The 15,865-nt window shown below is 29.6% G+C and carries 15 protein-coding genes; 2 read left to right on the forward strand and 13 right to left on the reverse strand.

Annotation, left to right across the window (positions count from 1 at the left end; genetic code table 11):
* Nucleotides 1-299: 299 nt before the first annotated feature.
* The 7 genes from oraE to BUA77_RS05100 form a co-directional block, all read right to left on the reverse strand.
* Nucleotides 300-2,519, reverse strand: a complete 2,220-nt coding sequence (oraE, locus tag BUA77_RS05070) for a D-ornithine 4,5-aminomutase subunit OraE (protein WP_072887968.1) — start codon at nucleotides 2,517-2,519, stop codon at nucleotides 300-302.
* A gap of 25 nt (nucleotides 2,520-2,544) precedes the next feature.
* The gene (locus tag BUA77_RS05075) at nucleotides 2,545-2,922 is read right to left on the reverse strand and encodes an ornithine aminomutase subunit alpha (protein ID WP_072887970.1); all 378 of its coding nucleotides are present in this window, start codon (nucleotides 2,920-2,922) and stop codon (nucleotides 2,545-2,547) included.
* 3 nt (nucleotides 2,923-2,925) lie between these two features.
* Nucleotides 2,926-4,353, reverse strand: coding sequence for a 2-amino-4-oxopentanoate thiolase subunit OrtB (gene ortB / locus BUA77_RS05080; RefSeq protein ID WP_143151304.1), 1,428 nt, complete (start codon nucleotides 4,351-4,353; stop codon nucleotides 2,926-2,928).
* A gap of 4 nt (nucleotides 4,354-4,357) precedes the next feature.
* On the reverse strand, nucleotides 4,358-4,666 hold the full coding sequence (gene ortA, locus BUA77_RS05085; protein ID WP_072887973.1) for a 2-amino-4-oxopentanoate thiolase subunit OrtA: 309 nt from the start codon (nucleotides 4,664-4,666) through the stop codon (nucleotides 4,358-4,360).
* An 11-nt stretch (nucleotides 4,667-4,677) separates the two neighbouring features.
* On the reverse strand, nucleotides 4,678-5,748 hold the full coding sequence (gene ord, locus BUA77_RS05090; RefSeq protein WP_072887975.1) for a 2,4-diaminopentanoate dehydrogenase: 1,071 nt from the start codon (nucleotides 5,746-5,748) through the stop codon (nucleotides 4,678-4,680).
* Between the two features lie 277 nt (nucleotides 5,749-6,025).
* Nucleotides 6,026-7,417 (reverse strand): sigma-54 interaction domain-containing protein, encoded by a 1,392-nt coding sequence (locus BUA77_RS05095; RefSeq protein ID WP_072887977.1) that lies wholly within the window; start codon nucleotides 7,415-7,417, stop codon nucleotides 6,026-6,028.
* 80 nt (nucleotides 7,418-7,497) lie between these two features.
* Nucleotides 7,498-8,724, reverse strand: coding sequence for a serine hydroxymethyltransferase (locus BUA77_RS05100; RefSeq protein WP_072887980.1), 1,227 nt, complete (start codon nucleotides 8,722-8,724; stop codon nucleotides 7,498-7,500).
* 250 nt (nucleotides 8,725-8,974) lie between these two features.
* Here BUA77_RS05100 and BUA77_RS05105 point away from each other — a divergent pair, with 250 nt between their 5' ends.
* Nucleotides 8,975-9,748, forward strand: coding sequence for a threonine/serine exporter family protein (locus BUA77_RS05105; protein WP_072887982.1), 774 nt, complete (start codon nucleotides 8,975-8,977; stop codon nucleotides 9,746-9,748).
* The gene (locus tag BUA77_RS05110; protein ID WP_072887984.1) at nucleotides 9,749-10,195 is read left to right on the forward strand and encodes a threonine/serine exporter family protein; all 447 of its coding nucleotides are present in this window, start codon (nucleotides 9,749-9,751) and stop codon (nucleotides 10,193-10,195) included.
* A gap of 19 nt (nucleotides 10,196-10,214) precedes the next feature.
* Here BUA77_RS05110 and BUA77_RS05115 read toward each other — a convergent pair whose 3' ends face one another.
* The 6 genes from BUA77_RS05115 to hemZ form a co-directional block, all read right to left on the reverse strand.
* Nucleotides 10,215-10,646 carry a SoxR reducing system RseC family protein gene (locus BUA77_RS05115; RefSeq protein ID WP_072887986.1) on the reverse strand — a complete coding sequence of 144 codons (432 nt, stop codon included), beginning with the start codon at nucleotides 10,644-10,646 and terminating at the stop codon, nucleotides 10,215-10,217.
* A 9-nt stretch (nucleotides 10,647-10,655) separates the two neighbouring features.
* On the reverse strand, nucleotides 10,656-10,949 hold the full coding sequence (locus BUA77_RS05120; protein WP_072887988.1) for a metal-sensitive transcriptional regulator: 294 nt from the start codon (nucleotides 10,947-10,949) through the stop codon (nucleotides 10,656-10,658).
* Between the two features lie 17 nt (nucleotides 10,950-10,966).
* The gene (locus BUA77_RS05125; RefSeq protein ID WP_072887990.1) at nucleotides 10,967-11,233 is read right to left on the reverse strand and encodes a hypothetical protein; all 267 of its coding nucleotides are present in this window, start codon (nucleotides 11,231-11,233) and stop codon (nucleotides 10,967-10,969) included.
* 116 nt (nucleotides 11,234-11,349) lie between these two features.
* On the reverse strand, nucleotides 11,350-13,128 hold the full coding sequence (gene aspS / locus BUA77_RS05130) for an aspartate--tRNA ligase (protein ID WP_072887992.1): 1,779 nt from the start codon (nucleotides 13,126-13,128) through the stop codon (nucleotides 11,350-11,352).
* A gap of 11 nt (nucleotides 13,129-13,139) precedes the next feature.
* Nucleotides 13,140-14,399, reverse strand: a complete 1,260-nt coding sequence (hisS, locus tag BUA77_RS05135; RefSeq protein ID WP_072887994.1) for a histidine--tRNA ligase — start codon at nucleotides 14,397-14,399, stop codon at nucleotides 13,140-13,142.
* Nucleotides 14,399-15,862, reverse strand: coding sequence for a coproporphyrinogen dehydrogenase HemZ (gene hemZ, locus BUA77_RS05140; RefSeq protein ID WP_072887997.1), 1,464 nt, complete (start codon nucleotides 15,860-15,862; stop codon nucleotides 14,399-14,401). Before hemZ ends, hisS begins: the two co-directional genes overlap by 1 nt.
* Nucleotides 15,863-15,865: the final 3 nt, after the last annotated feature.

A 15,865-nucleotide genomic window follows, 5' to 3' on the forward strand; every position in this document is an offset into this window, starting at 1 on the left:
TTTTTTTAATGTTACTTTAGTCATCTCTTCATCTCTCTTTTTTCAATACTTATACATATATTTTAGCAAGTTTTCCACAGATTTTGAAATTTTATAATTTCCTACTTAATATAAAAAAGTCTTTATTCTAAAGATTTTAAATGTAGGCTTTTTTGAAATTCATAACGAAAATTATATTTATCCACAATTCAAAAGGATTATAATTTCCTATTCATTATAAAAATTTAGTTCATATTAAAGAATTTTCTTAAAAGGTTACCTTTAAGAAAATTCTTAATATGAACTTTTATAAAATAACCTTAACTATTTTCCTTAGCTAACATTTCTCTTCTTTTATTTACTAAGAATGTAGCCACATGAATACCTTTACTTCCTCTACCAAAACCTGCGTCAACACCTTGTTTTACTGCAATTTCTGGTGTGACTTGTGTTCCTCCACAAGCAATCATAATTTTATCTCTAACCCCTTTTTCTACAGCATACTCATGTAATCTCTTCATATTTTTATAGTGAATGTCATCATGACTTATGATAGTTGATGCAAGTATAGCATCAGCATTTAATTCTATAGCTGCATCTACCAGTTTCTCTACCGGACAAGAAGTTCCAAGATACTCAACTTCTATACCCCATTTTTCTATACCACCATGCTTAATATCTATAACTTCACGAAGTCCTACTGAATGCTCATCTTCTCCAACTGTTGCTGCAACAACCTTCATAGGCCTTTTCTCAATTTCTTCCCAAAGTTCTTCATCACTCATTATTTCAGGCTCTGGAGGTATTTCTAATTTACTTATATCAATATCTGCATCAAGTTTACCTTTTATTTGTACTCTTGTTCCTTCAGATGGATGCATAATTTCAAGATGTATAACTTCTGAATCTTTAAGGTTCATTTTCTTAGCAAATTCTATAGCTGCAAATTCAGCTACCCTTTTACTTGTTGGAAGGAACAATTCAACTTGAACAGTTCCATCAGCAAGCCATTCTACCTCTGGTTTAATAAGATTTGAATTTCTGTACTTTTCGCTTTCATCTAAACGATTAAATACATTATCATTTTCATCAAGTTCATCTATGTAAACTATCTTTTCAGGTTTTTCAAATGTACATCCTCCAATTAAACTCGATGGATTATCTACAGCATTTTCATCATATTGAGCAATATTATTGTATCCATAGTGAGCAGTTACAGGTGCCATATAATCTTCATCTCTTTCAAATACTGTACCTGCACCTATACCACCATTTATTTTCCTTACTATACCGTCTCCATTTCTTTCTGGATACATACCAGAATCTACAAAGAATCCTTTTTCTACTGCTTCAAAGTATCCTCCTGCTTCAAGCATTTCTTCCATATAAAGAACTGCTCTTTCTTTCAATTCTCTAACTTTTTCTGGTAAATAACCGTCTTTTTTAAGTTCAACCATTTCAAGCAATCCATCAAGTCCTACTAATGTTTGTTTAGCTGTATCACAAGCCTCTATATTATACATATGCCATGGCACATTTCTTCCTTCGTCAGGAGTAATAGTTGATTGAATATCAGCTCTTGTTAATTTTGAAATCATCATGTTCATAACATGAGTTACTGTAGCTTCTCTTGATGAAGATGTTATATATTTTGTATTTTGTTGTGCTCTCATTTTATATTCATCAAATAAATCTCTAAGTGCAACAGCATATGGAAGATCATATTTTACACATGGTACAGGTGCTGCTGAAGGTGGTACTGTCGAAAGACAAATATTTTCCTTTTTCATGCCAACTTTATATGAAAAAATTGAATTTATAGCATGTTGAACCATAAGTTCTGGCATAACCTTCCATGCATCTCTTGCAGTTGCATTTGCATTATGAGCACCATCTATTTGAGCAATGTCTGCCCATACCATAACCTTTTTAGATTCTGCTGCATCAACAAATGATCTTACCATGTTAATGTTTCTATATAAAACGTTATATTGAGGATCCTGATGAGCACCATTCACTCCTTCTTCAGCAAACATTACAGCTATATCAGGACCTGCTACTCCTGATACATATGAATGGTAATTTATTGGCCTTCCTATTTCTTCTTCAATAAAATCTAATGCTTTTCTTTGAGCTCTAACTTGTTTTCTTGTTACAGGAATACCACCTATACCTTGAGGACTCCCTTCTATAAGACCATCATAATGAGACTGTCCTGCAGTTCTAATAACCATTATATGATCCGCTCCATGCCATGCAGCCATTCTCATTCTTCTAATATCATCTTCAAATCTACCTGAAGCAATTTCTGTAGTAATCGTTTCTTTAGGTTGAGGATCTAAATTTTCAAAATACTGAACAGCAGATGGAATACCCACAGAGTTTTTAAGTGGTGTAGAACAATCTGAATATTTATGTCCTCCCATTTCAATTTCCTTATTTTCTCTCCAAGTCCATCCTTTTCTTTTAGGTCTATAGTTTTCTAAATCATTAAGTATATTTCTTATGTCTAACTTTTCGTTTGGATTTAATTTTTCCATTTTTCTTTCCCCCCTTTTAAAATTTTTATACTGTCATATCAGCATTTTCTTTTTTAAATATTTCCATTGCATAATCCCAATGATTTCCTTCTATCATCTCAAGACCAGCCTGTCTTATAGGTATATTTTTATCTCTAGAAACTCTATAAACAATATGGCCTACACCCTTGCTTATTAACCCTCTATCTATTGCTCCTTCAACTAAAGGCTTTGCTTCTAAACTTGAAAATCCCATTCTAAGAAGTATAGAACGCTCTACTGATGGTGTTGTGTTATTTTTAGCAAGTTCTAGCATTGGTTCTACAATTTTTTCTGCAAGTTCCCAAAATCTTTTATACAATTCTTCATCTGATAAATTTGCTAAATGTTTTCTTCTTTCATTAAAATCATCTGCTCTTTTCAAAACTTACACCCCCAAATTTTCTTGTAAATATTTTATATTTAGTTCATCCAATACTTTTTTTACAAACTCTTCACTTGATTTAGTGTCTTTAATTAAAAACTCTAAATCTTCACTGCTAACATTAGTTACATTTGTTTTTTCTATGCAGTTTTTTATATAAGATTTTTTTATTTTATTTAAATCAATATCTCTAGCTTTTATATAAGATGGATGTTCTGGAAATATTATATTTTCTCCAGGTATCTCATCTTGTGGATTTCCAAATTTTATTTCGATTCCATTTTCTCTTGCAAATGTAAGCTGCGGTTGAATATGTTTTCCTGCACCTGTATATTCAGTTTCTTGAACAACAATTATCTTATCTTCATCAAGTTCTTGAGCTATAGAAAAAGCAGCAGCAAGTGATGTATTTCCAGCAGGACCTCTTTCAAGTCCTTCAAGCTGAGCTAGTGCTTCAGTTATATAAAATACTTCACCTTGATTTATAGTTACATATCTATCCATATATCTAAGAGGTCTTCCTGCTGATCTTGGAACATCCGATCTATCTGGCCATGTAGAAAATGGTATTCCAAATCCAGTATGTCCTGTTGTAAATGATTTCTTATTAAATTGAGAATCAGAAGCCATATGAAGCCCTTTTAAATTAACACTAGCCCCTATTACCTTTGTATCAAACGCCCCAGCTTTTATAAGTCCTCTTGCAGTACCGGTTAGATTACCTCCTCCTGCATTTGTACAAACAACAACATCAGGGTCTCTTCCTTCTTTTTCTCTAAACTGCATAGCAAGTTCATATCCAAGAGTTTCAACTCCAGCAATACCAAATGGAGTATAAAGTGATGCATTAAAATATCCTGTTTCTTCAAGTAATCTTAAAAATGTATAAAAAAGCTCAGGACCTACTGTAAGCTGAACAACTTCAGCACCATATGCTTCACATTTTCTAGCTTTTTCTATAATTTCAGGCTGACCTTTTCCTTTACTGTCATAACATTCTTGAACAATTATACATTTAAGTCCATGCATTGCTGCCTGAGATGCAACAGCTGCACCATAATTACCACTAGTTGCAGCAATTACTCCCTTATATCCTAATCTTTTAGCATGATATACAGCATTAGCAGCACGTCTTGCTTTGAAACTTCCTGAAGGATTAGATGCTTCATCTTTAATAAATATTCTTGCCCCTTTTCCTTTTGGAGAAACTTTTCTTGATAGCTTAGTTAAATTTTTAAGTTCAATTATAGGTGTATTTCCAATAGATACATTTTTTTGTATACTTTGCATCTCATCTAATGTATATCCTATTTCTTTCATCATTTTTTCATAATCAAATGCAATTGTTCCAGATTCAAATGCTTCATAATCTATTCCAACTGCATTTTTCATTATTTTATTTCTTCTAGACATTACCCCAAGATAACTCATATCTTTATTCACGGTCTTCACCTCCAAATGTAATATCTTTTAACTGAAGACCTATTTTTAAAAGCTCTGGTACACATTTTCCATAATCGTGCTTATAATAAGGGTTTATATCAATAAGTCTTCCCCTTACAATTCTTCCTGTCATAGTAGTAATTTCAACTTCATCATCTACTGATGCATCATGATTTATAAATCCTTTTACCCACATTTCAAGTGGGACTTCTTTTGTATCATCAGGAACTTGCGGTGCTCTTTCTTCAGGCTTTAATACAATATTATGAATTAAAACCCAATCTCCTTTTTTTGCATTCATTCAAATCCCCCCTACTCACAGCAGCACTTACATTCTCTTTCTTCAACTAAATCTCTCATATCTCCCATAATCGCTCTTGGAACTGGTATATCAAGCATTGTCTTAAGTCCTGGTCTTGCATTTATAACATGAGGAATACTATTTACACACATAGCTATAGTACCTATTCCACCTGGAATTTCAGGCTTTATTTGAAGTGAAATATCTGGATTTCCTTTAATCCATATATAATCTCCAGTATCTACTCCTTCAAGATGAGGAAGTATTTGTTGTGGATGCTCCATTTCTATCTTAACTTCTCCATTTACATACCCGTATCCACATTGACGACAACCCGCAACATTTCCAGCCTCTACTTTAGCATATTTACTTTCTCTATATACATTTGATACTATTGATTCTCTAGTTTGCTCTACTTTTTCTAAATTCCATCCAATCCCATCTGTAATCATTTTTATAGATTCAGGGAAACCTACATGACCAGCAATTGAACCATCTTCTACTCCCTTGTTAAACTCATCAACTGTTACTCCAACTCCTTGCTCTACCATAACAGCATGACCAAATGGAGATAAATCATTTACTCTTGCAGCTTTAATATGATCTACCCTTTCACATGTTCCAGTAAGTGCAAGTATTAATAAATCAAGTACAAATCCTGGGTTAATTCCTGTTCCAAGTACTGAAACTTCATTTTCTTTCGCTATTTCATCTATTTTTTTAGCTAACTCTGGCTCTTGAGCATTTGGATAAGCCATTTCTTCAGCAGTTGAGATTACATTCATTTTTCTTTCAAGAATAAATTTTATTTTGTCAAAAGCTCCCTTAGTAAAGGAATCAGTAGCAAGTAAAACTACATCTGCACATTTTTGCGTGAAAGCTTCTTCTTCATTTGATTTTATTATTACTTCTTTTCTATCTCCTCTTTCTATTCCTAAAACTTCATACATACTTTTTCCAACTCTAGACTCATTTCTATCACAAACAGCTACTATTTCTACTCCTTTTTTCGTTAAAAGCATATTAGCCATTCCACTTCCCATAGCTCCAAATCCCCAAATGCCAATTTTAATATTTTCCATTATTAAACCCCCCTTAATTATTTCTATATTTAGAATTTTAAATTTATTTAATACACAAAATTATATAAGCAACATTTATACCAAATTTTATTTTTTAGATAGTATAATTTTCTATATTTTTTTATAAACATTATTTTTACTTACTTAAGTAGTTATTAATTTATAAAAATAATGTTTTTATACTAAATTTTCAAAATATTATTATGCTACTTTTTTGTTTTAAGGCTAAAAAAAAAGCAAAAATATTTGCATTAATATGCAAATATTTTTGCTTTTTTTATTTAATAGTATACTTTTTTATTTTATGTTGAAGAGTCTGCCTTTTAATTCCTAGTTGTTTTGCAGCTCTTGTAATATTTCCATTATTATCATATAACGCTTTTTTAATAAATTTAATTTCTATACTCTTTAATGTTTTATCCAAATCTGATTTTTCTGATATTTCTATATTTTGTATATCGTTAACCGTATCACTATCATATATAGGTAAATTATCATAAGATAAAACATGTTCATCATCAATCATACTCATTGCAGAATATATCACATTTTCCAGCTCTCTTATATTTCCAAGCCAATTATGATTTAACAGTATTTCTTTTGACTTTTCAGATAGCATCCATACGTTTTTATTTAGCTTTTTGTTGTATTTTTCGATAAAATGTTTAGCAAGAATAAGTATATCTTCTTTTCTATCTTTAAGAGAAGGTATATTTATAGATATTACATTCAATCTATAATATAAATCTTTTCTAAATTTATTTTCTTCTAAAAGCTTTAAAGGCTCTTCATTTGTTGTTGCAATTATCCTGACATCTACTGGAATATCTTTTACTCCTCCTATCCTTCTTACATATCCTTCCTGAAGTACTCTTAAAAGCTTTGCTTGAAGAGTTATTGGCATTGAATTTATTTCATCTAATAAAAGTGTTCCTCCATTTGCTTGTTCAAACAACCCTGCCCTATCTACAGCTCCTGTAAAACCTCCCTTTGATGTCCCAAACAAAATTCCTTCAAGAAGACTTTCAGGAAGTGCAGCACAGTTTTGTGCTATAAAGGGCTTATCTTTTCTATCACTTCCATAATGAATACTTTGACTAAACAGTTCTTTTCCAGTTCCAGTTTCTCCATAAATAAGAACCGATGCTGGTGTTTTGGATGCTTTTCTTGCAAGACTTATAGCTTTTTTTAATTTATTGCTTTCACCTATAATATTGTCAAAGGTATACTTTTTTAATTTATTTTCCATTGTCTGTTTGGGTGCCGATTTTTGTCTATGTAGATTTAATATCGTATCTGAAAGTTCTTTTATTTTAGTTATGTTTTTTGATATTTCAATAGCTCCCAGTACTTCTTTATTATTTAATATTGGTATTGTAGTGTTTATAGTTGTAATCTCTTTTCCATATTTATTTAAATATGTCTGTTTTTTATTTTCTATAATTTCCCCACTTTCTAATGCTTTTAAAAGAGTGCTACTTTCTTTATCTAAACTGTCAAATATATCTAATAATTTTTTATCTAAAACATCTTTTTCATTCATTCCTTCAAGATTCGCCATGGCTTTATTGTAAATTATAGTGTTTCCATCTTTATCTATAACATGAATACCATCATCTATATGATGCAAAATTTTTTGCATTAATTTTAAGTAATCTTTAGTTTTCATACATCGCCCCCTAATTTTTTTAAAAAAATAAAGTTGGATAACAGTACCCAACTTTATTTTATAATATAATTTATAAAAAATTAATATAGAGGAAATTCATCTGTAAGCTCTTTTACAACATTTCCTGCTTTTTCAATTTCTCCCTTGCTTATAACTAAATCTATAGCATCTGCTATTACTTTCATTTCGCTTTCTTTCATACCTCTTGTTGTAACAGCAGGAGTACCTATTCTTATTCCACTAGTTACAAAAGGACTCTCAGGGTCAAATGGTATTGTATTTTTATTAACAGTTATATGAGCCTCATCAAGTCTTTTTTCTGCTTCTTTACCAGTTATTTTCTTATTTCTTAAATCTAAAAGCATTAAATGATTATCAGTACCTCCAGTAACTAGATTAAATCCTCTATTTATTAATTCATCAGCTAAAGCTTTACTGTTTTTAACTATTTGCTCTTGATAAACTTTAAAATCTTCACTTAATGCTTCTTTAAAACTAACTGCCTTAGCAGCTATTATATGCTCAAGAGGTCCTCCTTGTATACCAGGGAATATTGCCTTGTCTATTTTTTGAGCATATTCTTTCTTACATAATATAATTCCCCCTCTTGGACCTCTTAGGGTTTTATGGGTAGTACTAGTTACAAAGTCTGCTACTTCACATGGATTTTGATGAAGTCCACAAGCTACAAGTCCAGCTATATGAGCCATATCTACCATAAGCATTGCTCCTACCTCATCTGCTATTTCTTTAAACTTTCTAAAGTCAATCTCTCTTGGATATGCACTAGCGCCTGAAACAATAAGCTTCGGCTTAACCCTATGAGCTATTTCTCTAACCTCTTCATAATCTATTCTTCCATTTTCCTTACATACTCCATATTCAGTAAAATCAAAATATTTTCCAGATATATTTACAGGTGATCCATGTGTTAAATGCCCTCCTTGAGATAAATTCATTCCCATAACTTTATCTCCAGGATTTAAAACTGCAAAATAAACACCTAAATTAGCATTTGCTCCTGAATGAGGTTGTACATTTGCATGCTCTGCTTTAAATATTTTTTTAAGTCTTTCTATTGCTAAACTTTCAATTACATCTATATGTTCACAACCTCCATAATATCTTTTACCTGGATATCCTTCTGCATACTTGTTTGTAAGATGACTTCCCATAGCCTCCATAACTGCAAGTGATACAAAATTTTCAGATGCAATAAGCTCTATATTTCTATTTTGTCTTTCAATTTCCCTTTGAAGAGCTTCATATACATCCTTATCTGCACTTATTAAGTTACTAAAATCCATATTTTATCCCCCTTTTCGAAAATATTCTATTTTGGCAATTGTTTATAAATTCTTTGTATTCTATCAATTCTCCTTCATTATTTTAAAAAAATTTTATATGATAAAAAATATATTCTAATTTTATTACTAATATTACCTTATATTTTTTATTAATAACTTTTTTTAAATTTTTTACATATAATTAAGGATTTTTTTATATAAATTTTGGTATAATCTCTTAGTATTCAAAATATAAGGGAGTGATTTTATTATGACATTATCTGAAAAAAAAGGAATACTAAGAATTGCTCTTTATGCTGGTGAAATAATGCTTAAAAACGGAGCAGAAATATACAGAGTGGAAGATACTATTAGTAGAATATGTAAATCCAAGAACATAAATCATGTTAATTCTTTTGTAACTCCAACAGGAATATTTATATCAGACGATAGAATGGATGGTATAAGCTTTATAAAGAGAATAAAATCTAGAAGTATAGATTTAAACAAAGTCTCTAAAGTAAATGATTTTTCAAGGGAATTTGTAAGCTCTGAAATGTCATTAAAAGACGCTTTAATCAAACTAAAAAGAATAAATAAAGCAAATAAATATACGCCGTTAACTAGAGTATTTTTTACAGGAGTTATTGCTGGATTTTTCTCTTTAATGTTTGGAGGAAAATTACTTGATTTTGCTGCAGCTTTTGTAATATCTATGATTTCTATAATTGCAGGAGATAAAATAGAAGAAATTAGTGAAACTCCATTTTTAACAACAATTGCTTCATCTTCAATAGTAGGATTTCTTGCTATACTATTTACTAAAATAGGCTTTGGAAAAAGTCTGGATATGATAATAGTAGGTGCTATTATGCCATTAGTTCCTGGTGTATCTTTAACTAATGGACTTAGAGATTTTATATCTGGAGATTTAATTGCCGGGCTTGCAAAAATATTTGAAGCGGTTTTTATTGCTATATGTATAGCTGTTGGAATAGGAGTTATATTCAAATTATGGATAAATGTATTTGGAGGTGTATTATAAATGCCTTTATATCTTCATTTTGTATATTCTTTTATTGCTACAATTGGTTTTTCTATACTTTTTAATGTACCTAAAAAAGCTCTATTTTATGCAAGTATTACAGGAAGTATAGGTTGGACTTTGTATACTTACATGAATTATATTACCACTTCTCCTCCTCTAGCAAACTTTATAGCAGCAACAATAGTAGGAGTTTTAGGAGAAATATTTGCAAGAATCGATAAAAAACCTGTTACAGTATTTGTTATTCCTGGAATAGTCCCACTAGTTCCAGGTTATGGAATGTACTTAACTATGATTAATATTATAAATAATGATTTTTATAAAGCAGCTAAAATTGGTAGTGATACAATATTTGTAGCAGGAGCTATAGCCATGGGTATAATCCTTGTATCTTCAATTGCTAAAGTTATCAAAAAAAGAAAAATACAAAAGGTTGCTAAATAAATTTTAGCAACCTTTTGTATTACTTTTGATTTAAAATATTAGTTATAACCGGAGTATATTCTTCGCTTTTCTTAAATTTTGGTTCATTTATCTTAATTATTACAAAAGTTATAACCATTAAACCAAGTCCTATAATAGCACTCATCGTTTCTATATTTCCATTATAATTTATAACTTTAAGAATTTTATTTCCAAACATAATTCCCATCAAAAGCATAAATAGTGGAATTACATAAGCTATAGCAGCAGCTTTAAGGACATTAGTAGTCTCAATATCTACTTCAACAAAATCTCCAACCTGAGCATTTACTTTATTTAATGCATCTATTGTTATATCTTTGCTTTCATCTCCCATTTCACATGCTCCACAGCTTGCACATGCAGAGTGTCTTTGCATTTTTAAAGTAGCCATATTTTCATTTTTATCTATAATTACACCTGTTTGTCTCATATTTATCACCTACTTCATAAATTTAAGCATCGTCTTTATTAATTCATCAATTACTCTATCAGTTTCTTCCCCATTTGAATTATCTATAGTTTTCTTGACACATCTCTTTACATGATTTTCAAGTATTATTCCACCAACTTTGTCTATTGCTGAACGTATAGCTGCTATTTGTATCAGTATATCTACACAATACTTTTCTTCATTTACCATTTTCTGAATTCCTTTTACTTGTCCTTCTATTCTTCTAAGCCTTTTAATTATAGCTTCTTTGTCATGTTTACTTTTATCTGATAATTCATTCATAAACAAACTTCCTTTCATTAATTTTTAAAATAAAAGTAAGCAGATAGTATTGCAAGTAATCCTAATCTTCTTATAAGTTCAAAGTTTCTAGGACTTATTCTATACTTATCCTTTAAATAAATTAATACATGTCTTAATACAATATTTATAAAGCTCAATATAAATATTAATAATATATTATGATAAGATAGCATTTCTAAATCCTTAAAAAAGAATTTTGCTATTAATAGAATTCCAGGAAAAACGACTGTAAATATTATGAATTCATCTATTATTCTTTTCAAAATCATCTCCCCTTAAGATACCTTATACATGTATATTTATCATTAATTTTAATTATACTTTTATATGTAGTATAATGTCAAATAAAATAGACTGCTAATTTAGCAGCCTATTTTTATTATTCACTTAAATCAAGTTTTATATTAAGTTCTTCAAGTTGTTTTTCATCTGCTATTGCAGGAGCATTAGTCATAGGACAAGATGCATTTTGAGTTTTAGGGAATGCTATTACTTGTCTTATGTTATCTTCTCCTGCAAGAAGCATTATAAGTCTATCAAATCCAAATGCAATTCCTCCATGTGGTGGAGTTCCATATTTAAATGCATCAAGTAAAAATCCAAATTTATCATAAGCTTCTTCTTCACTAAATCCTAATGCTTTAAACATTTTCTTTTGAATTTCTTCATTGTATATTCTTATACTTCCTCCACCTATTTCAAATCCATTTAATACTATATCATATGCTTTAGCTCTAACATTTTCTTTATCACTATCAAGTTTTTCTATATCTTCATCCATTGGTGATGTAAATGGATGGTGCATTGCTACATATCTGTCTTCTTCTTCATCATATTCAAATAAAGGAAATTCTGTAACCCATAAAAGTTTAAATTCATTTTTATCAAGGATTTCAAGTCTTTTAGCTACTTCATTTCTTAAGTTTCCTAATGAATCAAATACTACTTTATCTTTATCTGCTACAAATAATAGTAAATCTCCTTCTTTTGCATCCATTCTGTCTAGAATTTGATTTAGCTTTTCTTCACCAAAGAATTTAGCAATAGGTGATGTTACTCCTTCATTTGTTACTTTCATCCAAGCAAGACCTTTTGCTCCATAAGTTTTAACATATTCTTCAAGTGATGTTATATTTTTTCTAGTGAATTTATCTGCATAACCTTTTACATTTATACCTCTAACGCTTCCACCATTTTCTACTGTAGAGCTGAATACTTTAAAGTCACATTCCTTAACTATTTCAGAAATATTTTTAAGTTCAAATCCAAATCTTATATCAGGTTTGTCAGATCCATATCTTTCCATAGCCTCTTTATAAGGCATTCTAGGGAACGGAAGAGATATATCAACATTTAAAGTTTCTTTAAATATTCTTTGAAGCATTTTCTCCATTATATCTATAACATCATCAATTTCAACGAATGACATTTCACAGTCTATTTGAGTAAACTCTGGCTGTCTATCAGCTCTTAAATCTTCGTCTCTAAAACATTTTACTATTTGGAAATATCTATCCATTCCAGAAACCATTAAAAGCTGCTTAAATAATTGAGGAGATTGAGGAAGTGCATAGAATTTTCCTTCATTAACTCTACTTGGAACTAAATAATCTCTTGCTCCTTCTGGTGTTGGCTTTGTTAAAAATGGAGTTTCTATTTCTAAAAAGTTATTTTCTGAAAGATAATTTCTAACAATATTAGATACTTTATGTCTTAAAATCAAGTTCTTTTGCATAGATGGTTTTCTTAAGTCTAAGTATCTATATTTAAGTCTTAAGTTTTCTGAAACTTCATCGTCATCTTTTATGTAAATAGGAGGAGTTTCTGATTTATTTAAAACTTTAATTTGATTTGCAAAAACTTCTATATTTCCTGTTGGAATATTTGGATTTTTAGATTGTCTTTCAAATACCTTTCCCTTTATAGCTATTACATATTCAGATCCTAATTTTTCTGCTTTTTCAAAAGCTTCTTTAGATACTTCTGTATCAAATACTATCTGGCATATTCCTTTTATATCTCTTAAATCGACGAATACTAATCCTCCTAAGTTTCTCTTCTTTTGAACCCATCCCATTAATACTACTTCTTCACCTATATTAGCTTCTCTTAAATCTCCACAATAATGTGTTCTTTTTAGTCCATTTAACTTTTCCATATCGTTCCTCCTTAAAGCATATTTTTTAATACATCTACTATTTCACTTAATTTTATTTCTATTTGATTTGATGTTTCCATATTTTTAAGTGCAGCTGCATCCTTATCTATTTCATCATCTCCAAGTACTATAGTAAATTTAGCATTTACTTTATTAGAGTACTTAAATTGAGCTTTAACACTTCTTCCTATATGATCTTTATCACAAGATATATTATTTTCTCTTAAACTTTTAAGTATTTTAAAACTTTCATTCTCTGCTTTTTCTCCAATTGTAACTATGAATATATCAAGTCCATCATCTTTAGGTATTTCTATATTATTGTTTTCAATAGTTAAAAGAAGTCTTTCAATTCCCATACCGAAACCTATACCAGAAGTTTTAGGTCCTCCAAGTTCTTCAACTAAACCATCATATCTTCCTCCGCCACATACTGTACTTTGAGCCCCTATATCATTAGAAATTATTTCAAATGCAGTTTTAGTATAGTAATCAAGCCCTCTAACTATTTTAGGATCAACAGTATACTCTACTCCCATATTTTCTAAGTAAACTTTAACCTTTTCAAAGTGATCTTTACATTCTCCACAAATATTATCTATCATTAAAGGAGCGTCTGTTATTTCATTTTGACAATCTTCATTTTTACAATCTAATATTCTAAGAGGATTTTTTTCATATCTACCCTGACATGTTTTGCATAATTTATCTAGCTTTTCACCTAAATAAGCTCTTAATTTATTATTATATTCACTTCTACACTTAGGACATCCTATAGAATTTATTCTAAGTTCTAATTTTTGTAGTCCTACTCTTTTAAAAAACTCCATGGCAAGAGCCATAACCTCTGCATCTATTGATGGTAATTCACTTCCAAATGCTTCTATACCAAATTGGTGAAATTGTCTAAGTCTTCCTGCCTGAGGTCTTTCATATCTAAAGCAAGGAGTTATATAGTAAAGCTTTGTAGGTTGAGTATTAGCATATAGTTTATTTTCAATAAAAGCTCTAACAGCACCTGCTGTTCCTTCTGGCTTTAAAGTAATTTCTCTTCCTCCATTATCTTCAAAAGAATACATTTCCTTTTGAACTATATCTGTAGTTTCACCTACTCCTCTTTTAAAAAGCTCTGTGTGCTCAAATACTGGAGTTCTAATTTCTTCATATCCAAATAAACTGCATACTTTTCTAAATAAATTTTCTACATAAATCCATTTATAGGACTCACCTGGTAATATATCTTTAGTTCCCCTTGGGGCTTTAATAGCCATTATAAAACCTCCTCTTCTTTCTTTTTAATCATTTCATCTACTCTTTTTATATAATGTTCTATATTCTTAACGTTAGGAACTCTTTCTATTCTGTTTTCATCTAAATATACTATCTTAGAATTCGCTCCTGCTCCTAATGCAAATATACTTTGTTTTTCTTCCATTATTTGAATATTATATATACATTCAAATCCTTTTTTGGAATATCCTATATTTTCAAGATTTCCTAACATATGCTTTTGTCTATACATGTAGTATGGATTTAAACCCATTTTTTGAGCATAATCCATGGAAATATCTATCATCTTAACCATATCCATGTACTGACTAAGTTCGTATTCTTGAATATTTTCCTTAAGTTTTGATGCTCTTTTTATAGCCATGGTATGAACTGTTAGGCTTTCAGGCGATAGTTTTGATATTTGTTTTAGTGTATTTTCAACCATATTTGGAGTTTCTTTTGGAAGTCCTAGTATTATATCCATATTTATATTATCAAAACCTAAAGCTCTTGCCATATTAAAACAGTTTACAATATCCTCCACTTTATGACTTCTTCCTATCTCTAGTAACGTACTTTCATTCATAGTTTGAGGATTTATACTTATTCTAGATATGTTTTTATCTTTTAACACTTTCAATTTTTCTTTAGTTATAGTATCCGGCCTTCCTGCTTCTACTGTAAATTCTTTTATATTAGTTAAATCAAAATTTTCGTATAAACTATCTATTAATATATTAAGCTCTTTTTCATCAAGAGTTGTAGGAGTTCCTCCTCCTATATATACACTTTCTATTTCTTTATTAAGTTTTTTAACTAAAGTTCCTACACCTTTTATCTCTTTTATCAATGCATTTAAATAATCCCCTTTAAGATGTCCCCACTGCTTTATTGTATTTGATGGAAAAGAACAGTATACACATCTAGTTGGGCAAAAGGGTATACTAACATAAAGTGCTATTTTATTTTTATCTGGTGGATATATGAATTTTCTTTCTACATTTGCTATATCATAAGCTAAATTTATTTTACTCTCATCCATTTGATACTTATTATTTAATATATTATCTATTTCTTTCTTACTTTTATTTTCATCCAAAAGCTCATGAACTATTTTAGTTGGTCTAATTCCTGTTAATATTCCCCAAGGAACGTATGATTTATATATTTTAGTTAAAACTTTAAAAATACTTCTTTTTATAACAATTTTACTTTCCTTTTTTATCTTTTTTTCATCTAAACCTTCTATTGTATCTCTTTCTTCTAAGGTAAATTTTAAATTATTATTTTCATAAAAGTAAGTTTTAGATGTTACTAAATCATTTTCTATACTGATATCATTTATTAAAAGCTTACCTTTATTTAAGTCATTATCTACAAAATTGAATTGTGAAGTAAATAATTTCAAAAGTTCTCCGACCTCATACTTATAGTCGTGATTTTTTAAAAACACATTAATCATTAA

The organism is Tepidibacter formicigenes DSM 15518 (assembly GCF_900142235.1).
Taxonomy (GTDB): Bacteria; Bacillota; Clostridia; order Peptostreptococcales; family Peptostreptococcaceae; genus Tepidibacter; species Tepidibacter formicigenes.